Genomic DNA, 18087 nt, shown 5'->3' on the forward strand with positions numbered 1-18087 from the left:
AGGCATAGGGAAATGACAGAGCAAGATTTACTGGATGCAGGCTTTACCGATAAAGAACTGAAAATACTTAATCAAAATATTGAAGCGGTGAAGGGAGCAACTTACGAATCACTTCTGAGAGACTTATCTAAGAGATTCTGGGGCGGCGTAATATGCTTATTTTTGATATTGCTTCCAACTTTATCAAGTATCCTTCAGTCTAACCCGTTGGATATGAGTCTTGTTTACACTAATACTGGAATAATCATTTTTGGGATAATCGTTATCTACTTTGTTATCCCAATGAAACTGGCTATCAAAGCTCGTCAGTATATTAAGCGTTCAGCATAGCCAGTAGGTATATTAGTTACTGTTGTAAATATCATCTTTACTAGTATAAGTCTTATCTATCACTCTAATTTTATTACCAGTAGAAATAACCTTGAGACTTAATGCTGTCTTTCCCATTGTGGTTATTTTCCTCTGGAAATCAGTTGGTAAATAATGAAAAAGTCGCCATGCCTCTGGTTTCAGGAAAAGACCACCTATAACGTAAAGTGAAGAACTAAGGTCTAAAACAAGGTAAGCCAGATCACCCGTCTTACGATCAAACCCCATGAACTCCGCCGTTTGCATCGTTTTTTCTCGGATCCATCCAGTGGGTTTTTTATCTCCTTGTATTTTTTGTACATTCTCTTGAACAGTATTGATGCCTGTTAAAACAAGCGTCGCTCCTGCAAGAACACCAATCACATTACCTGATGCCAGAGAAGCAGCAGCCACAGTGACTCCGGTTATGACCTGAACCCCTCCAAGAACAATAGCGATCCCGTCAATGATATAGCTAATTGTTTTTTCATGTCTTTCGAAGGTAGCCGTGGCATAAATTTTTGCCTCCCCCATAGACAGCATAAAATCTTGCTTTGACAGGTTTTCCATTTCTTCCTTGATGAATTGCATTGCCTGTTTTCGATCTTCCCGGCTTCTGGATGTAGCAAAGACATCCAGATTGTGTCTGGCAAATGATTCAACTGACGATACAAACTGAATGCGTAACATGATGTCCTGAATATAGCGTTCTGCCAGTGAGCGGGCCTGAGCTATTAAGCTCTCACATTCAATGCTTCCCATTGCCCGATAATACCGCTCATCCCTCTTGGCATTTGAACCTAAATAATCATCCATTTGGTTTTCCTTATTGATTAATGACACAAGAAAAATACGCCAAATATCCATGAACTAAAATGATGGGAAATCATTTGTATGGTTTCATACAGAATTGTGATTATTAATATCTGCCGTTAAATAAATTTTTGCCCTTGTGCGCTCTAATTTTTACTTTTATGTCTCATGCCACACATTGTAGATAAAAACCGTCACGTTAATTGCCCAAAACACATCAATTAAGACTACCATTGCGTTTTATGAAATTATGTTTGTTTCGCTCATCACAATGAGGTGAAGTATGCCAGCGCCCCGCAACTCAACCGCCGTACTGATTAACCGTGACCAGCTTTAGCAAATCCGCCAGATACAGGAACTGGAGCGCCAGCGCTCCGGGATCGGCGCTTGCCCGTCCATTCATACCGTGGCGCGAAGCCTGATTGATTCAGCGCTGGAACAACGTAAGCAGGCAGGAAAAAGCAATAAACGTTGATAAATCGGTATTGCATCAGTAATTAGCGGCTATTCGAGCTGAAAGGTATTAATGGCTAGCATCCGGGAAAGCGGAGCCGGTAAGCGTCAGGCATTGCCCGCGCCAGGTTGGAGGGGGTTCATTGTGGCCGTCCGGCTTTTGAGCACGGCGAACTGATTGCTGATTTGTGGGCGCAGGGGATGAGTTACCCGCAGATATCAGCGGAGCTGGTGGGCCGTGGAATCAAGGCGGGGAAAACTACCGTTTACAGCTTTAAAAGGTAACAGGGGCAGAGCGGAAAATATTTGTCATTGTCCCGGCTCGTTTATCTCGATGTGTAGTCTATGGTGTAGTCATTTCATTAAAAAAGGCGCTTCCCCATGCCGAGTAGCGCCTTTTTAAACAACAAGTTAACTGATTAGTATCAGTTCATGCCGTATTTTTTCAATTTCTTACGCAGCGTGCCACGGTTGATGCCCATCATCAGGGCAGCGCGGGTTTGGTTGCCACGGGTGTATTGCATCACCATGTCCAACAATGGCTGCTCTACTTCAGCCAATACCAGCTCATACAGATCATTAACATCCTGACCATTCAGTTGAGCAAAATAGTTCTTCAGTGCCTGTTTCACGGAGTCACGCAGAGGTTTTTGGGTAACCTGATCCTGTGAGTTAACGGTTGAAACGGTTAGTACGTCAGAATTTACGCGTTGTTCGAACATAGTTCTGTCAGCTCTTTATTTCTAATTACGCAAGATTTTCGAAGTATGCCTCCAACGCCTCAAGCTGTTCGCTTGCATCCTCAATGGCGTTGAATGTGCGCCGAAACTGGTCATTTGGAGCGTGTTCCTGTAGGTACCAGGAAACGTGTTTACGAGCAATTCGGTATCCCTTTGCATGACCATAAAAGTCATGAAGTTCCCCAATGTGTCCGCAAAGTAAGCGCTTCACCTCTGCCAGAGGCAGTGGAGGAAGCAGCTCTCCAGTGTCCAGATAATACTGGATTTCCCGAAAGATCCAGGGTCTTCCCTGAGCCGCACGTCCTATCATCAGAGCATCAGCCCCTGTATAGTCAAGCACAGCTCTGGCTTTAAGCGGGTCAGTAATGTCACCATTCGCGATTACCGGAATGGAAACTTTCTGCTTAACTGCCCGAATGCTGTCGTATTCAGCATCTCCCTGAAATAAACAGGCGCGGGTGCGTCCATGAATTGTCAGAGCCTGAATGCCACAGTCTTCAGCCAGTTGGGCAATCTCTTCACAGTTACGGTGCGCCGTATCCCAGCCAGTGCGAATCTTCAACGTAACAGGCACGTCAACTGCGTTAATCACCGTCGTCAGGATAGACTTCACCAGACTTGGGTATTGCAGCAGAGCGGAACCCGCCAGTTTGCGATTCACTTTCTTCGCCGGGCATCCCATATTGATATCAATAATCTGGGCGCCATTAGCCACATTAATGCGTGCGGCCTCTGCCATCTCATCAGGGTCACTACCGGCAATTTGCACGGTGCGAATTCCTGGTTCATTCACGTGCACCATTCGTAAACGTGATTTATCACTCGCCCAAACTTCAGGGTTAGATGACATCATCTCGGAAACAGTCAGTCCCGCTCCCATCTCGTAACACAGCGTCCTGAATGGTCTGTCAGTGATGCCAGCCATAGGTGCTGCAATCAGTCGATTTCTGAGCTGGTGTTGTCCAATGCGCATGAGTTAAGAAATGACCATACTTGCCTGCAAGGCGGCGTATATTACGCATTTTTAGCCAGAGATGAAAGGCCAAACTTTGAACAATCAGCTGTCGTAGATCAATGAATCCTCATCCCGCACACTGACATAAATAAATTAATCATTAAATTCAATGTATTGCGTGATATTGGTTGATTTGTGCGCTTTTATATTTTCGCCATAAACAGTGGTAATTCATGATTATTAGCGTGATAGATACCCGATAAAGTGCTGGTAAAATCACCAAAATCAGTGTTTTTCTGCGATCAGCATCTCATTTTGTTGCGATATATCACTGTGATGAATTGTTCTGCAGGGCATGAAGATGGGTGAGATTGTGATTCAGTAACGTGGTCAAAGACCACATTACTGAAGTACTATTTTTAACGTTTGATACCGGTAATTCGGCACCATTCTTCTTTTTCGGCAACAGGATCGAGGGTGAATTTATCCTGATACGCTGCACAAACCCCTTCAGCCTGGCTCGCCAGAACACCAGAAAGTCCAAGGAAACCGCCCTGAACTGGCAGCACGCTGATTAACGGTGCTAACTCACGTAATGGGCCGGCCAGGATATTTGCGACCACGACATCGGCGCTCATGGCTTCTGGCTGGTCTTGAGGTAAATACAGTTCCAGGCGGTCAGAAACACCATTGCGCTCTGCGTTATCACGGCTGGCCAGAATGGCTTGCGGGTCGATATCAATACCAATCGCTTTGGCCGCGCCCAATTTCAGCGCAGCAATCGCAAGGATCCCTGAGCCACAACCGAAATCGATGACCGTTTTACCTTCCAGATCCAGGCCATCAAGCCATTCAAGGCATAACGATGTGGTTGGGTGAGTCCCGGTACCAAACGCCAGACCCGGATCGAGCATCACGTTCACCGCAGTGGCATCAGGCACATCACGCCAGCTTGGACAAATCCACAGGCGCTTACCGAAACGCATTGGGTGGAAGTTATCCATCCATTCACGTTCCCAGTCTTTGTCTTCCAGCTGTTCGATTTTGTGCGGGAAACCCACGCTCAGAAGCGGGCAATTTTCGAGGATTGCGACCACTTCCTTCATGTCTGTTTCAGCGTCGTACAGGCCAATCACATCGGTATCGCCCCATAAGCGGGTTTCGCCCGGTAATGGCTCGAATACTGGTGTGTCATGGGTGTCCTGAAAGGTAACGGAAACCGCACCGCTTTCGATCAGCGCATCGCCGAGTTCTTCAGCGTTTGCGCCGGAGGTATTAATTTTCAGTTGGATCCATGGCATAGCGAAACTCTTTATTTATCAGTAGTTGAAACGAGTGCTGGAACAGGCAGTGGCTGACCAAAACGGTTGCCCACCAGGAACGCCAGCAAACTTAGTAATAAGGATGGCACAATGGGGTGGAAGCCCAGCAACTGGATATTGAAGCTCGCCAGCACGGCATACAGCCCGCCACCCACAATCATCGCGCTCAGCGCACCCGCAGCATTAGCACGTTCCCAATACAGGCCCAATACCAGTGGCCACAGGAATACCGCTTCAAGCCCGCCAAATGCCAGCAAGTTCAGCCAGATAATCATCTCTGGTGGACGCCAGGCGGCAAGCAGCAGTAACGCGCCGAGAATCAGCGTAATCACCGAGGACATTCTTTTCAGACGCCTTTCGTTGTGGATCTGTTCCGGGCGCATATTCAGATAAAGATCTTTGACGATCGTAGCGGATGATTGCAGCAATTGGGCATTAATTGTCGACATAATTGCCGCCATCGGCGCCGCCAGGAAAATCCCCGCCGCGATAGGGGGCAACACGGTGACCATCAGTGTTGGGATAACCAGATCCGGCACTTTCAAATCGGGTATGACTGCGCGGCCTAACGCCCCCGCCAGGTGCATACCAAACATCAGAATCGCGACCACAATCGTGCCGAGGATAATGCCACGATGCACGGCTTTGCTGTCTTTATAAGAGATGCAGCGCACCGCGGTGTGAGGCAAACCAATCACTCCGAAACAGACCAGCACCCAGAAGGAGGTCATAAACGTCGGCGACAGAATGTCATCTGCACCCTGCGGTGAAACCAGTTTAGGATTGATATGCTGGAGCGTATCTACCGCGTTATGCAATCCGCCTGCCGCATGTACGATGCCAACTAACAGCAGAATCGTACCAATTAACATCACCATTCCTTGCATTGCGTCATTGAGCACGCTGGCACGGAAGCCGCCAAAAGCAGTGTAAAGCGCGATACTGATGCCGAAAATCAACAGGCCCGTTTCGTAGGGAATACCCGCCGCCGTCTCAAGCAGGCGCGCACCACCGATGAACTGCACGGTCATTGCGCCAACAAAAGCCACTAACAAGCTAATGCTTGCCAGCCACACCAGCAGGCGGCTTTGATAACGCGCGTACAACATGTCATTGAGCGTCACCGCATTATAACGACGCGCAAGAATGGCGAATTTTTTCCCCAGAATTCCCAGTGACAGCCACACCGCCGGGAGCTGAATCATCGCCAGCAATACCCAGCCAAGCCCATATTTGTATGCAGCCCCTGGCCCGCCGATAAACGAACTGGCGCTGATGTAGGTTGCGGTGAGAGTCATCGCCAGTACGAATCCGCCCATTGAGCGACTGCCGAGGAAATATTCGTTGAGGAAATTCCCCGTCGTGCGGCGTTTCATGGCGTACATAGAAATGCCAAAAACCACCAGCAGGTAAGCTACCAGCGGCAGAATGACTTCAAGCTGCATGATCATCCTCCAGAGGAATATCACGGAAGATAAATTTCACCATCGCCCAGCATAGTAAAATGAACAGCAAAGGTACCAGCAAACAGGCCATTTCAAACCAGTGCGGTAGGCCTGTAGGGCCAATCTCATTACCAGGTAAGTAAGCGGCCACTAACCATGCTGCAAGATAGAGAAGGGTTAGCCAAAGTGCCCAGCGGGCTTCTTTATTGGCCTGAACAAAACGCGCGTCCATTATTGTCCCTTGAGTTAGCGGAAAGCGGCGATTGTAACGCATAGCGGCGGGATGGGGATCAAAAAAGAAAAAGGCCGGAAACCGGCCTTTTATACCCATAATCCTTCAAGTTGCAGGGGTGTTGGCTGCAATCACTTACCCGAATCACTTACTTAAGTAAGCTCATCGGGATAAGCTCTTTTGCCGCCTACCTGCAACCCGAATGCTAACGGGTATCACGATGTCACTTAAGAAAACTTAGTCTTGAAGACCCAGTTTCTTCTCCAGATAGTGGATGTTAGTCCCACCATGCTGGAAGTTTTCATCGTTCATAATGCGAGTCTGCAAATCAACGTTGGTTTTAATGCCATCGATGATCAGCTCAGCCAACGCATTTTTCATACGAGAAATCGCAACTTCGCGGGTTTCACCGTAGCAGATCAGTTTGCCAATCATGGAATCATAATACGGCGGTACAGTGTAGCCGGCGTAAATGTGTGATTCCCAACGCACACCAAAACCACCTGGCGCATGGAAGCGTGTGATTTTGCCTGGGCTTGGCAGGAAGGTGTTCGGGTCTTCGGCGTTGATACGGCACTCTACCGCGTGGCCTTTAACATGAACGTCTTCTTGCTTAATGGACAGTGGCTGACCCGCAGCAATACGCAGCTGTTCTTTAATCAGGTCAACGCCGGTGATCATTTCTGTTACCGGGTGCTCAACCTGAATACGGGTGTTCATTTCAATGAAGTAGAACTCGCCGTTTTCGAACAGGAACTCGAAAGTACCTGCGCCGCGATAGTTGATATCAACACACGCTTTAGCACAGCGTTCGCCGATGAATTTACGCAGTTCAGGCGTGATGCCTGGTGCTGGCGCTTCTTCAACAACTTTCTGGTGACGACGCTGCATGGAGCAGTCACGTTCTGCCAGATAAATCGCTTTGCCCTGGCCATCAGCCAACACCTGAATCTCGATGTGGCGTGGGTTTTCCAGGTACTTTTCCATATAGACCATGTCGTTGTTGAAAGCAGCTTTTGCTTCCGCACGGGTCATATTAATGGATTGTTCCAGATCGGCATCGCTACGTACGACACGCATACCACGACCGCCGCCGCCGCCGGACGCTTTGATAATTACCGGGTAACCGATGCGTTTAGCATGGGCACGGTTTTTATCCATATCGTCATTCAGCGGGCCGTCAGAACCTGGTACGCAGGGTACGCCAGCTTTCTTCATTGCGTTGATAGCAGAAACTTTATCGCCCATCAGACGGATAGTTTCAGCACGCGGGCCAATGAAGATGAAGCCTGAACGCTCAACTTGCTCAGCAAAGTTGGCGTTTTCAGACAAGAAGCCATAACCCGGGTGAATCGCAACCGCACCAGTAATTTCTGCTGCAGAGATGATTGCCGGGATATTCAGATAGCTTTTGACAGACGGAGCCGGACCGATACAAACGGTTTCATCTGCCAGTAATACGTGTTTTAAATCGCGATCCGCAGTGGAGTGCACGGCGACAGTCTTGATGCCCAGTTCTTTACAGGCACGAAGAATACGCAGTGCAATCTCGCCACGGTTAGCGATGACAATTTTATCCAACATAATCGCCTCGTTACTCGATGACGACCAGCGGCTCGTCAAATTCAACCGGTTGGCCATTTTCAACCAGGATGGCTTTAACCACACCGGCTTTGTCAGCTTCGATCTGGTTCATCATTTTCATCGCTTCAACGATGCACAGAGTGTCGCCAACGTTAACTTTCTGGCCAACTTCGATAAATGCTTTAGCATCCGGGCTTGGGGTGCGGTAGAAAGTACCGACCATTGGGGAACGCACGATGTGACCACTGATTTCAGCAGCTGCTGGTGCTTCTGCCGGAGCGGCAGGTGCAACAACGTTAGACAGACCGGCCTGCGGCTGTGGCTGGTACATTGGAGCGGCATAAGCCTGTTGCATCATTGGGAAACCGGTGTTTGCCGGTGCGCGGCTGATGCGTACAGATTCTTCGCCTTCAGAAATTTCCAGTTCAGAAATGCCTGATTCTTCAACCAGCTCGATCAGTTTTTTAATCTTACGAATATCCATGAGTGGGTTCCGTACTCTTGTTTAGATGGATTTTGACAAGCGTTTTACCGCAGTCTGTAGTGCATATGAATAGCCGTCAGCGCCTAATCCGCAGATGACACCAACAGCTTTATCAGAAAGATATGAATGATGGCGGAACGGTTCGCGCGCATGCACATTGCTCAGATGTATCTCGATAAACGGAATATCAACCGCTAATAAGGCATCACGCAGTGCAACGCTCGTATGAGTAAACGCGGCCGGATTAATCAGAATAAAATCAACAGTGTCTTTAGCCTGATGAATACGGTCGATCAATTCATATTCTGCATTTGATTGCAGGTGGCTGAACGAGACATGTAGCGTTTTTGCTTCTTCTTCGAGCGAGTTAACAATTTGGGCTAAAGTCTGCGTGCCGTACTTCTCAGGCTCACGTGTACCCAGCATGTTAAGATTCGGGCCGTTCAAAAGCAAAATGTGAAAATTAGCCGACATCGTGCTGCCATCTCCTGCAATTTGTAGGTATTTTACAAAATATACCTAAGTTGCTCGGTTGTCACCTTCAGAGCCAGAAAATGGCCTGTCAGAAAAACCAAAGTCGCACATTATAACGATTTCGTAGCAATTGGCAGCTAAATACTGGTCTTATCAGGGAAGATGATCAACTGATATCCCTTTAAGAGGGACGGTTGTTCACTTTTCTGCGGGGAACGACACATATCCTGGGCTAACGCCACCACTGACGGAATTTCTTGTAGCGCAAGGCTAACAAGAGGATTGCGCCCAGAGCATACAGTAATGGCTGCGGTGAGATAACCTTTACTGACCAGAGATAATGAATCGGTGCAAGGATGGCGACAAGATAGACGAAGTTATGCAGTTTTTGCCAACGTGGTCCCAATTTTCGTTGTAAAGATTGGGTCGAAGTTGCTGCCAATGATAACAGCACCAACCAACTGATAATTCCTAAAGTTAAATAGGGACGTGTGACCAACTCCCGGCCCAGTAGCGCCAGATTGTTGATGCCTAATTCCAGCGTAGCGTAGCTAACTAAGTGGAGCGTGGCCCACGCAAAGCACCATAATCCCAACAACCGACGGGTTCGAATTAGCAATGGTTGCTTCCCGTAGCGTGCCAGAGGTGTGACTAACAGCGTCGCCAACAAGAGTTTAAGCGCCATTCTGCCGGTAAAATGCTGGATATCTTTAGCCGGGTCAGCACTCAACTGCCCCTGACTGGCGGCATAAAAGAGCCAGACAAAAGGCAAAAAGGCGGCGAGATGCAGCACCACCTTCAGCAACGTTACCTGCTTTGCTGTTAATCTCACTTTAGAAGTTCTCCTTCAAATTCAAGCCGCGATAGAGCGAACTCACCTGGTCGGCATAACCATTAAACAGCAGCGTTGGTTGTCGTTTTACATCCAGCACGCCGCCTGAACCAATGAATCTTTCGCTGGCCTGTGACCAGCGCGGGTGGTCAACATTGGGGTTTACGTTGGCATAAAACCCATATTCATCTGGTGCGGCCATATTCCACGTGGTGGGCGGTAACTCACTAACCAGTTTGATACTGACAATCGACTTTATCCCTTTAAATCCGTACTTCCATGGCACGGTGAGACGTATCGGTGCTCCATTTTGCGGTGGTAGCGCTTTGCCATACACACCAACGGTCAGCAGCGTGAGAGGGTGCATCGCCTCATCAAGACGTAACCCTTCAACATAGGGATACTTCAATCCGCCGCCGATAAAACGGTCTTTCTGCCCGGGCATTTGATCCGGGTCGTAAAGCGTTTCGAATGCGACATATTTCGCTTTGCTGGTGGGTTCGACCAGCGCCAGCAGTTTACTAAGCGGGAAACCTATCCACGGCACTACCATCGACCACGCTTCTACACAACGCATCCGGTAAATACGTTGCTCCAGCGGGAATTTCTTATACAGATCGTCGAGGTCCAGCGTTTGTGGTTTTGCTACTTCACCGCTAATCGTCACTTTCCACGGATCGGTTTTTAGACTTCCGGCATTGGCTGCGGGGTCGGCTTTATCCAGACCAAATTCATAGAAGTTATTGTAGCCAGTCACTTTATCTTCTGGCGTCATGGCGAGTTTTGCCTGCCACTGTTCTGGTTGGCTAAATTGCAGCGGTTTTCCCGATGGAGCGGGCGGACGGTCGTTCCCTTTAAACCAGGAGAGAATATCCGCATGCGCAGACTGAGGAAGCGAGAGGGCAGCCGCACCGATACCCAGCGCTTTCAGTACCTGGCGGCGTTTCATCATAAAAACTGATTCGGGTGTGACATCTGCTTCTGTAAAGCGGGTTAGCTTCTTCATCTTTCTCTCCAGCATGGCTTTATCAACTAAGCATGACGGAGAACGCTGAAGGCTGCGAATATGTCACAAAAAATTGAAACTTAAACCACATGGCCGGGTTTAGTTGCGGTGGTGTTAATGGGAGAAAAGACGATGAAGGCTATACTTGAATAGCGGCTTATATACGCATCCTTTGCAACAAAGGATAAGAATGTGTTCAGCGTGTTTGCCTGAATAGCGCTTTTGCTATGTAATGCCGCATCACGTCAGGCTGGTCTATCTTCACCAAACGGAGTTAACTCAAGGATGCGATTAACGACGAAACTTTCTGCTTTTATGACGCTGCTGACTGGCCTCGCGATTTTTGTGACGCTGGTGGGGTGTTCATTAAGCTTCTTTAATGCGATGCATTATAAAGTTCATCAACGAGTGGTTGCGGTTGCCACCATCATTGATAACGATTTGGTTTCAAGTTCCCCCGAAGCGCTGATCAAGCGCCTCAACGAAGTCATGGTTCCCATTGATATCACCGAAGTGGCATTCAAAGTGGGCGGCAACACGGTTTACCAGCATCAACTGAGCCAAACCTATCGCTTACTGGGAAATAGCTACAGTTTTCGCACCGTGACTGTTGAATTAATGAAGCATCCGGGAATGTTCCTTACGCTCACCTATCGCGATCCGGTCGCCAATTATTACAACTCTCTATTCACGACGGTTCCACTTTCAATCACGGTTGGCTTCATGCTTATCGTGCTGTTTTTTGCTATCCGCTGGATGAAAAAACAACTCGTCGGACAGGAGCTTCTGGAAAGCAGAGCCCGGCGAATTCTGAATGGTGAAAGAGGCGTTGAAGTGCGTGGTTCGGTGCTGGAATGGCCTCCACAAGCCAGTAGCGCACTGGATTTACTGCTCTCAGATCTGCAAAACGCGAGCGATCAGCGCAGCCGCATGGATACCTTGATTCGTGCATATGCCGCGCAAGATGCGAAAACCGGTCTGAACAATCGTCTGTTCTTTGATAACCAACTGGCGACTTTGCTTGATGAACAAGAGCAAGTGGGTGCCCATGGCGTGGTGATGATTATCCGCTTACCGGATTTTGACACCTTGCATGAAACATGGGGACGCAATGCGGTCGAAGAGTACCTGTTTACCATTATTAATATGTTGTCGACTTTTGTGATGCGTTACCCCGGCGCTTTGCTGGCGCGTTATTTCCGCAGCGATTTTGCCGTTTTGTTACCGCATCGCACCTTAAAAGAAGCCGACAGCATTGCAAGCCAGTTACTGAAGGCCGTTGATACGTTGCCGCCAACGCGGATGCTTGACCGTAATGACATGATGCATATCGGTATTTGCGCATGGCGAAGTGGGCAGACCAAAGAGCAGGTGATGGAGAACGCAGAAGTCGCGACGCGAAACGCTTCTTTGCAAGGGGCGAACAGTTGGTCGGTGTATGACGATAGTTTGCCGGAAAAAGGGCGCGGCAATGTGAAATGGCGTACGCTCATTGAGCAGGTCTTGCAGCGTGGCGGTCCGCGCTTTTACCAAAAACCGGCGGTGATGCGTAATGGATACGTTCATCATCGCGAAATAATGTGTCGGATTTTCGACGGCGAACAAGAAGTGCTGGCGGCAGAATATATGCCGATGGTGAAACAGTTTGGTTTATCGGAGCAGTATGACCGACAGACCATCGCCCGATTGTTGCCATTAGCCGGTTTCTGGCCAGAAGAAAACCTGGCTATTCAGGTGTCAGTCGAGTCATTGATTCGTGCTCCGTTCCAGCGTTGGTTGCGTGATGCGTTGATGCAATCAGAAAAATCGCTTCGACGACGTATTCTTTTTGAACTTGCAGAGGCAGATGTTTGTCAACACATCAGCCGATTGCAGCCTGTGATTCGCTTGATAAAAGCATTGGGGGCGCGTGTTGCGGTCTCCCATGCGGGTTTGACCGTGGTTAGCGCCTCTTATATTAAAGAGTTGGATGTGGAGTTGATAAAGTTGCATCCTGGGCTTGTGCGTAACATCGAGAAACGAACGGAAAATCAGCTATTTGTTCAGAGCCTGGTTGAGGCCTGTAACGGGACTCAGACCCAAGTTTTTGCGGTTGGAGTCAGAACGCGAAGGGAATGGCAGACACTGGTGGAGAAAGGCGTGGCGGGTGCTCAGGGGGATTTTTTTGCGGCCTCTCAACCACTAGACAGCAACGTGAAAAAATATTCGCAAAGATACTCGGTTTAACCTGCCGTTTATAAATATTTCACGTAGAATAACGCGCGCTGCATCTCAAGGGGGCCAATACGCCTGCTGACCAGATTGTTGAAGCATGAAATGAACCCGGTTTGCTTCCTTGCACTGTTCGTTTAACCTACAGCGTTTGTTTGTTTCCTCCGCAGTTCGAGGATAAACGTGTCGAAAGTGTAACGGTCGTAGTAAACTGCACAATTTTTCACCATTGCAGAACATTTTTGCGCCTTGTCGCTGCAATGAGTGGTTGGTAAAGTAAGCGGATTTTGTTTCCGCCCCAGCTTTCAGGATTATCCCTTAGTATGTTGAAAAAATTTCGTGGCATGTTTTCCAATGACCTGTCCATTGACCTGGGTACCGCGAATACCCTGATTTATGTGAAAGGACAAGGCATCGTACTGAATGAGCCATCTGTCGTGGCTATTCGCCAGGATCGTGCCGGTTCACCTAAAAGCGTTGCGGCCGTAGGTCATGATGCTAAACAGATGCTGGGTCGTACCCCTGGCAACATCGCAGCTATCCGTCCAATGAAAGATGGCGTTATCGCCGATTTCTTCGTGACCGAAAAAATGCTGCAGCACTTCATCAAACAAGTGCATAGCAACAGCTTTATGCGTCCAAGCCCGCGTGTACTGGTTTGTGTGCCAGTTGGCGCAACTCAGGTTGAACGTCGTGCTATCCGTGAATCTGCACAAGGTGCAGGTGCTCGTGAAGTGTTCCTGATTGAAGAGCCAATGGCTGCAGCTATCGGCGCAGGCCTGCCAGTTTCTGAAGCGACCGGTTCTATGGTTGTGGATATCGGTGGTGGTACTACCGAAGTTGCTGTTATCTCTTTGAATGGCGTCGTCTACTCTTCTTCTGTCCGTATCGGTGGTGACCGCTTCGATGAAGCCATCATTAATTATGTGCGCCGTAACTATGGTTCACTGATTGGTGAAGCCACTGCCGAACGTATCAAACACGAAATCGGTTCTGCTTACCCGGGCGACGAAGTGCGTGAAATCGAAGTGCGTGGTCGTAACCTGGCTGAAGGTGTTCCACGTGGCTTCACTCTGAACTCCAATGAAATCCTTGAAGCTCTGCAAGAACCACTGACCGGTATTGTGAGTGCGGTAATGGTTGCGCTGGAACAGTGCCCGCCAGAACTGGCTTCCGATATTTCAGAGCGTGGTATGGTTCTGACTGGTGGTGGCGCATTGCTGCGTAACCTCGACCGTCTGCTGATGGAAGAAACAGGCATTCCGGTAGTAGTTGCAGAAGATCCATTGACTTGCGTAGCCCGTGGCGGTGGCAAGGCACTGGAAATGATCGACATGCACGGCGGCGACTTGTTCAGCGAAGAGTAATCAGCCACACGTAAAAGGCAGTGATTATCACTGCCTTTTCTTGCTGGCCCTGGAATACGCATAGCCTATGAAGCCAATTTTTAGCCGTGGCCCTTCGTTGCAGTTTCGCCTAATTCTGGCGGTGCTGGTGGCGATTGGTGTCATTATTGCTGATAGCCGTCTGGGTACGTTCAGTCAGATTCGAACGTATATGGATACTGCCGTCAGTCCTTTCTATTTTGTCTCAAATGGTCCCCGTGAATTGCTCGACAGCGTCTCGCAAACACTGGCATCACGCGACCAGCTAGAACTCGAAAATCGTGCACTGCGTCAGGAACTGATCCTGAAAAACAGCGAACTTCTGATGATGGGTCAATATCGTCAGGAAAACGCACGTCTGCGTGAATTACTTGGCTCACCGTTGCGTCAGGACGAGCAAAAAATGGTGACTCAGGTTATCTCAACCGTTAACGATCCTTACAGTGACCAGGTGGTTATTGATAAAGGTAGCGTGAACGGGGTCTATGAAGGCCAGCCTGTCATTAGTGATAAAGGTGTCGTAGGTCAGGTAGTTGCGGTGGCGAAACTCACCAGCCGCGTATTGCTTATCTGTGATGCGACCCATGCACTGCCGATTCAGGTTCTGCGCAACGATATTCGTATCATTGCGGCGGGTAATGGTTGTACCGACGATCTGCAACTGGAACATTTACCGGCCAATACTGATATTCGTGTCGGTGATGTGTTAGTGACATCTGGTTTAGGCGGGCGCTTCCCGGAAGGTTATCCAGTGGGTGTCGTTTCTTCAGTGAAACTTGATACTCAGCGTGCATACACCGTTATTCAGGCTCGTCCAACTGCTGGCTTACAACGTCTGCGTTATTTGCTGCTGTTGTGGGGCGCGGATCGTGAAGGGAAAACCCCGATGCCGCCTGATGAAGTTCATCGCGTTGCGAATGAGCGTCTGATGCAAATGATGCCGCAGGTTTTACCGGCCGCTGATTCTGTTGGACCACCGGCTCCGGTTCCACCACCCGCAACGGGCATTACCACTCCAGCGCCTGCAGGGAATACTGTTTCTGCTGCACCTGCAAGCCAGGGAGGGCAGTAGTGGGAAGTTACCGTAGCCAGGGCCGTTGGGTAATCTGGCTTTCTTTCCTCGTCGCCTTGCTGTTACAAGTAATGCCCTGGCCTGACGATTTAAAAGTCTATCGTCCGGACTGGGTATTACTGATCCTGCTTTACTGGATTCTGGCTCTGCCACACCGCGTAAATGTCGGCACAGGTTTTATCGTGGGTGCCATACTGGATTTAATCAGTGGTTCCACCCTTGGCGTTCGGGCGTTATCTCTGAGCATCGTTGCTTATCTGGTGGCGTTAAAGTACCAGCTATTCCGCAATCTCGCGCTTTGGCAACAGGCTTTGGTGGTTATGCTGTTGTCATTGATGACAGATGTCATTGTTTTCTGGTCTGAATTTTTAGTTATCAATGTCTCTTTCCGCCCAGAAATATTCTGGAGCAGTGTGGTCAATGGTGTACTGTGGCCATGGATCTTCTTGTTGATGCGTAAAATTCGCCAACAATTTGCTGTGCAATAGGATTTAACATGACATCTTTGTATCTGGCATCGGGTTCCCCACGTCGTCAGGAATTGCTGACTCAGTTGGGCGTATCGTTTGAGCGCATCATTACTGATGTAGAAGAGCAGCGTCTTAGCGCTGAGAGTGCGCAACAGTACGTAGTGCGTCTGGCGCGTGATAAAGCACGGGCAGGCGTTGCACTCGCTCAACATGACTTACCGGTATTAGGTGCTGATACGATTGTTATCTACAATGGCAATGTGTTGGAAAAACCTAAAGATGAACAACATGCTGCAGATATGCTTCGGATGCTATCCGGAAATCAGCACCAGGTAATGACGGCCGTTGCGCTGGCGGACAGTGAGTCGTTGCTTGATTGCCTGGTGACGACTGAAGTGACATTTCGAGCATTATCAGAACAGGATATCGCTGATTACGTTTCCAGCGGTGAACCCATGGATAAAGCAGGTGCATACGGTATTCAAGGGCTTGGTGGCTGTTTTGTCAGGAAGATTAATGGCAGCTACCATGCTGTAGTCGGTTTACCGCTAGTTGAAACCTATGAATTGCTGAGTAATTTTCACGCATTGCGTGATGGACGAGGAAAACATGACGGCTGAATTGTTAGTCAACGTGACCCCATCGGAAACTCGGGTGGCTTACATTGATGGTGGAATACTGCAAGAGATTCATATCGAACGCGAAGCACGTCGCGGGATCGTAGGGAATATCTACAAAGGTCGTGTAAGCCGGGTGCTTCCGGGGATGCAGGCGGCATTTGTAGATATTGGCCTTGATAAGGCAGCGTTTCTTCACGCTTCTGACATCATGCCACATACCGAATGTGTGGCGGGCGAAGAGCAGAAGAACTTCACCGTACGAGATATTTCCGAACTGGTACGCCAGGGCCAGGATTTAATGGTTCAGGTGGTCAAAGATCCGCTGGGCACCAAAGGCGCTCGTTTGACTACCGACATCACGCTGCCATCTCGTTACCTGGTGTTTATGCCGGGTGCTTCCCACGTCGGGGTTTCCCAGCGCATTGAAAGTGAAGCCGAGCGTGAACGCCTGAAACGTGTGGTGAATGCGTATTGCGATGAGCAGGGCGGATTTATTATTCGCACCGCTGCTGAAGGCGTATGTGAAGACGATTTAGCGTCAGATGCGGCTTACCTCAAGCGTGTCTGGACCAAAGTGAGTGAGCGCAAAAAGCGTAATAAAACTCGCTGCCAACTCTACGGTGAACTGGCGCTGGCACAACGTGTGCTGCGTGATTTTGCCGATGCCGCTCTTGACCGTATTCGTGTCGATTCCCGTCTTACTTACGACATGCTGTTGGAATTTACCGAAGAATACATGCCGGAAATACACAGCAAAATCGAACACTACAGTGGTCGCCAGCCTATTTTTGACCTGTTTGACGTTGAGAACGAAATCCAGCGTGCGCTAGAGCGAAAAGTTGAGCTGAAATCAGGTGGCTACCTGGTTATCGACCAGACTGAAGCGATGACGACTGTGGATATCAACACCGGGGCTTTCGTCGGCCACCGCAATCTTGATGACACAATTTTCAACACCAATATTGAAGCGACACAGGCGATAGCCCGCCAGTTACGTTTACGCAACCTCGGTGGCATTATCATTATCGATTTCATCGACATGAGTAATGAAGACCATCGCCGACGTGTGTTGCACTCTCTCGAACAGGCGTTGAGCAAAGATCGCGTGAAAACCAGTATTAACGGTTTCTCTCAACTCGGACTGGTTGAGATGACGCGCAAACGCACCCGTGAAAGCGTTGAACATGTGCTTTGTAACGACTGTCCAACTTGCCATGGTCGCGGTACCGTGAAAACCGTAGAAACCGTGTGCTATGAAATTATGCGTGAAATTGTGCGCGTGCATCATGCTTACGATTCCGACCGTTTCCTGGTTTACGCTTCACCAGCGGTAGGGGAAGCGCTGAAAAGCGAAGAGTCCCACTCTTTGGCTGAAGTGGAAATTTTCGTCGGCAAGCAAGTCAAAGTTCAGATCGAGCCGCTCTATAATCAAGAGCAATTCGACGTGGTTATGATGTAACTCGCCGCACGGATATACCCATCGGCCTTCAATATGCAGGGTTGTTGGCTGCTCTTGTTCACCCGAATCACTTACTAAAGTAAGCTCATCGGGATTCATGCAATTGCCGCCTACCTGCATCTTAAAGTGACTTGGGTATAGTGCAGATTTGAGTTCCGCTCCGGCGGCCAACAAGGAGATAT

The 18087-nt window shown here is 49.0% G+C and carries 18 protein-coding genes; 7 read left to right on the forward strand and 11 right to left on the reverse strand.

Annotation, left to right across the window (positions count from 1 at the left end; translation table 11 throughout):
* Positions 1 to 12 precede the first annotated feature (12 nt).
* Positions 13 to 330 carry a hypothetical protein gene (locus WBL83_RS05065; protein ID WP_424588127.1) on the forward strand — a complete coding sequence of 106 codons (318 nt, stop codon included), beginning with the start codon at positions 13 to 15 and terminating at the stop codon, positions 328 to 330.
* 12 nt (positions 331 to 342) lie between these two features.
* Here WBL83_RS05065 and WBL83_RS05070 read toward each other — a convergent pair whose 3' ends face one another.
* The 11 genes from WBL83_RS05070 to msrP all read right to left on the reverse strand — a co-directional run bounded on the left by WBL83_RS05070 (position 343) and on the right by msrP (position 10688).
* The gene (locus WBL83_RS05070; RefSeq protein ID WP_424588128.1) at positions 343 to 1164 is read right to left on the reverse strand and encodes a DUF4225 domain-containing protein; all 822 of its coding nucleotides are present in this window, start codon (positions 1162 to 1164) and stop codon (positions 343 to 345) included.
* Positions 1165 to 2039: 875 nt separating this feature from the next.
* Positions 2040 to 2336 (reverse strand): DNA-binding transcriptional regulator Fis, encoded by a 297-nt coding sequence (gene fis / locus WBL83_RS05075; protein WP_000462905.1) that lies wholly within the window; start codon positions 2334 to 2336, stop codon positions 2040 to 2042.
* Positions 2337 to 2361: 25 nt separating this feature from the next.
* The gene (gene dusB / locus WBL83_RS05080) at positions 2362 to 3327 is read right to left on the reverse strand and encodes a tRNA dihydrouridine synthase DusB (RefSeq protein WP_034459869.1); all 966 of its coding nucleotides are present in this window, start codon (positions 3325 to 3327) and stop codon (positions 2362 to 2364) included.
* A gap of 401 nt (positions 3328 to 3728) precedes the next feature.
* Positions 3729 to 4610 (reverse strand): 50S ribosomal protein L11 methyltransferase, encoded by an 882-nt coding sequence (gene prmA, locus WBL83_RS05085; protein ID WP_424588130.1) that lies wholly within the window; start codon positions 4608 to 4610, stop codon positions 3729 to 3731.
* 11 nt (positions 4611 to 4621) lie between these two features.
* Positions 4622 to 6076: a sodium/pantothenate symporter gene (gene panF / locus WBL83_RS05090; protein WP_424588131.1), complete on the reverse strand. Its 1455-nt coding sequence runs from the start codon at positions 6074 to 6076 to the stop codon at positions 4622 to 4624.
* Positions 6066 to 6308, reverse strand: a complete 243-nt coding sequence (locus WBL83_RS05095; protein WP_424588171.1) for a YhdT family protein — start codon at positions 6306 to 6308, stop codon at positions 6066 to 6068. The genes panF and WBL83_RS05095 overlap by 11 nt, the downstream gene beginning before the upstream one ends.
* 237 nt (positions 6309 to 6545) lie before the next feature.
* Positions 6546 to 7892, reverse strand: a complete 1347-nt coding sequence (gene accC / locus WBL83_RS05100; protein ID WP_424588132.1) for an acetyl-CoA carboxylase biotin carboxylase subunit — start codon at positions 7890 to 7892, stop codon at positions 6546 to 6548.
* A gap of 10 nt (positions 7893 to 7902) precedes the next feature.
* Positions 7903 to 8376 carry an acetyl-CoA carboxylase biotin carboxyl carrier protein gene (gene accB, locus WBL83_RS05105; RefSeq protein ID WP_424588133.1) on the reverse strand — a complete coding sequence of 158 codons (474 nt, stop codon included), beginning with the start codon at positions 8374 to 8376 and terminating at the stop codon, positions 7903 to 7905.
* A gap of 21 nt (positions 8377 to 8397) precedes the next feature.
* Positions 8398 to 8850 carry a type II 3-dehydroquinate dehydratase gene (gene aroQ, locus WBL83_RS05110; protein WP_424588134.1) on the reverse strand — a complete coding sequence of 151 codons (453 nt, stop codon included), beginning with the start codon at positions 8848 to 8850 and terminating at the stop codon, positions 8398 to 8400.
* A 232-nt stretch (positions 8851 to 9082) separates the two neighbouring features.
* The gene (gene msrQ, locus WBL83_RS05115) at positions 9083 to 9682 is read right to left on the reverse strand and encodes a protein-methionine-sulfoxide reductase heme-binding subunit MsrQ (protein WP_424588135.1); all 600 of its coding nucleotides are present in this window, start codon (positions 9680 to 9682) and stop codon (positions 9083 to 9085) included.
* 1 nt (position 9683) lies between these two features.
* Entirely contained in the window at positions 9684 to 10688 is a 1005-nt protein-coding gene (gene msrP, locus WBL83_RS05120) for a protein-methionine-sulfoxide reductase catalytic subunit MsrP (protein ID WP_424588136.1), read from the reverse strand.
* A 285-nt stretch (positions 10689 to 10973) separates the two neighbouring features.
* Here msrP and csrD point away from each other — a divergent pair, with 285 nt between their 5' ends.
* The 6 genes from csrD (at position 10974) to rng (ending at position 17905) form a co-directional block, all read left to right on the forward strand.
* Positions 10974 to 12914, forward strand: a complete 1941-nt coding sequence (csrD, locus tag WBL83_RS05125) for an RNase E specificity factor CsrD (RefSeq protein WP_424588137.1) — start codon at positions 10974 to 10976, stop codon at positions 12912 to 12914.
* Between the two features lie 308 nt (positions 12915 to 13222).
* Positions 13223 to 14266: a rod shape-determining protein MreB gene (gene mreB, locus WBL83_RS05130; RefSeq protein ID WP_000913396.1), complete on the forward strand. Its 1044-nt coding sequence runs from the start codon at positions 13223 to 13225 to the stop codon at positions 14264 to 14266.
* A gap of 67 nt (positions 14267 to 14333) precedes the next feature.
* Entirely contained in the window at positions 14334 to 15356 is a 1023-nt protein-coding gene (mreC, locus tag WBL83_RS05135; protein WP_424588138.1) for a rod shape-determining protein MreC, read from the forward strand.
* The gene (gene mreD / locus WBL83_RS05140) at positions 15356 to 15844 is read left to right on the forward strand and encodes a rod shape-determining protein MreD (protein WP_183270843.1); all 489 of its coding nucleotides are present in this window, start codon (positions 15356 to 15358) and stop codon (positions 15842 to 15844) included. Before mreC ends, mreD begins: the two co-directional genes overlap by 1 nt.
* Before the next feature lie 8 nt (positions 15845 to 15852).
* Positions 15853 to 16446 carry a Maf family protein gene (locus WBL83_RS05145; protein WP_424588139.1) on the forward strand — a complete coding sequence of 198 codons (594 nt, stop codon included), beginning with the start codon at positions 15853 to 15855 and terminating at the stop codon, positions 16444 to 16446.
* Complete coding sequence (gene rng / locus WBL83_RS05150) at positions 16436 to 17905, forward strand: ribonuclease G (protein ID WP_424588140.1); 1470 nt, start codon at positions 16436 to 16438, stop codon at positions 17903 to 17905. Before WBL83_RS05145 ends, rng begins: the two co-directional genes overlap by 11 nt.
* The last annotated feature ends 182 nt before the right edge of the window (positions 17906 to 18087 follow it).

The sequence above is a fragment of the Buttiauxella sp. genome (assembly GCF_049686335.1).
In the GTDB taxonomy this organism is placed as follows: domain Bacteria; phylum Pseudomonadota; class Gammaproteobacteria; order Enterobacterales; family Enterobacteriaceae; genus Buttiauxella.

What these genes read in the sequence shown, in the direction of transcription:
- WBL83_RS05065 (WP_424588127.1), top strand. Translation starts at nt 13, where the DNA reads ATGACAGAGCAAGATTTACTGGATGCAGGCTTTACCGATAAAGAACTG.
- prmA (WP_424588130.1), bottom strand. Translation starts at nt 4,610, where the DNA reads ATGCCATGGATCCAACTGAAAATTAATACCTCCGGCGCAAACGCTGAA.
- WBL83_RS05095 (WP_424588171.1), bottom strand. Translation starts at nt 6,308, where the DNA reads ATGGACGCGCGTTTTGTTCAGGCCAATAAAGAAGCCCGCTGGGCACTT.
- dusB (WP_034459869.1), bottom strand. Translation starts at nt 3,327, where the DNA reads ATGCGCATTGGACAACACCAGCTCAGAAATCGACTGATTGCAGCACCT.
- rng (WP_424588140.1), top strand. Translation starts at nt 16,436, where the DNA reads ATGACGGCTGAATTGTTAGTCAACGTGACCCCATCGGAAACTCGGGTG.
- accB (WP_424588133.1), bottom strand. Translation starts at nt 8,376, where the DNA reads ATGGATATTCGTAAGATTAAAAAACTGATCGAGCTGGTTGAAGAATCA.
- WBL83_RS05070 (WP_424588128.1), bottom strand. Translation starts at nt 1,164, where the DNA reads ATGGATGATTATTTAGGTTCAAATGCCAAGAGGGATGAGCGGTATTAT.
- aroQ (WP_424588134.1), bottom strand. Translation starts at nt 8,850, where the DNA reads ATGTCGGCTAATTTTCACATTTTGCTTTTGAACGGCCCGAATCTTAAC.
- panF (WP_424588131.1), bottom strand. Translation starts at nt 6,076, where the DNA reads ATGCAGCTTGAAGTCATTCTGCCGCTGGTAGCTTACCTGCTGGTGGTT.
- fis (WP_000462905.1), bottom strand. Translation starts at nt 2,336, where the DNA reads ATGTTCGAACAACGCGTAAATTCTGACGTACTAACCGTTTCAACCGTT.
- accC (WP_424588132.1), bottom strand. Translation starts at nt 7,892, where the DNA reads ATGTTGGATAAAATTGTCATCGCTAACCGTGGCGAGATTGCACTGCGT.
- mreB (WP_000913396.1), top strand. Translation starts at nt 13,223, where the DNA reads ATGTTGAAAAAATTTCGTGGCATGTTTTCCAATGACCTGTCCATTGAC.
- WBL83_RS05145 (WP_424588139.1), top strand. Translation starts at nt 15,853, where the DNA reads ATGACATCTTTGTATCTGGCATCGGGTTCCCCACGTCGTCAGGAATTG.
- mreC (WP_424588138.1), top strand. Translation starts at nt 14,334, where the DNA reads ATGAAGCCAATTTTTAGCCGTGGCCCTTCGTTGCAGTTTCGCCTAATT.
- csrD (WP_424588137.1), top strand. Translation starts at nt 10,974, where the DNA reads ATGCGATTAACGACGAAACTTTCTGCTTTTATGACGCTGCTGACTGGC.
- msrP (WP_424588136.1), bottom strand. Translation starts at nt 10,688, where the DNA reads ATGAAGAAGCTAACCCGCTTTACAGAAGCAGATGTCACACCCGAATCA.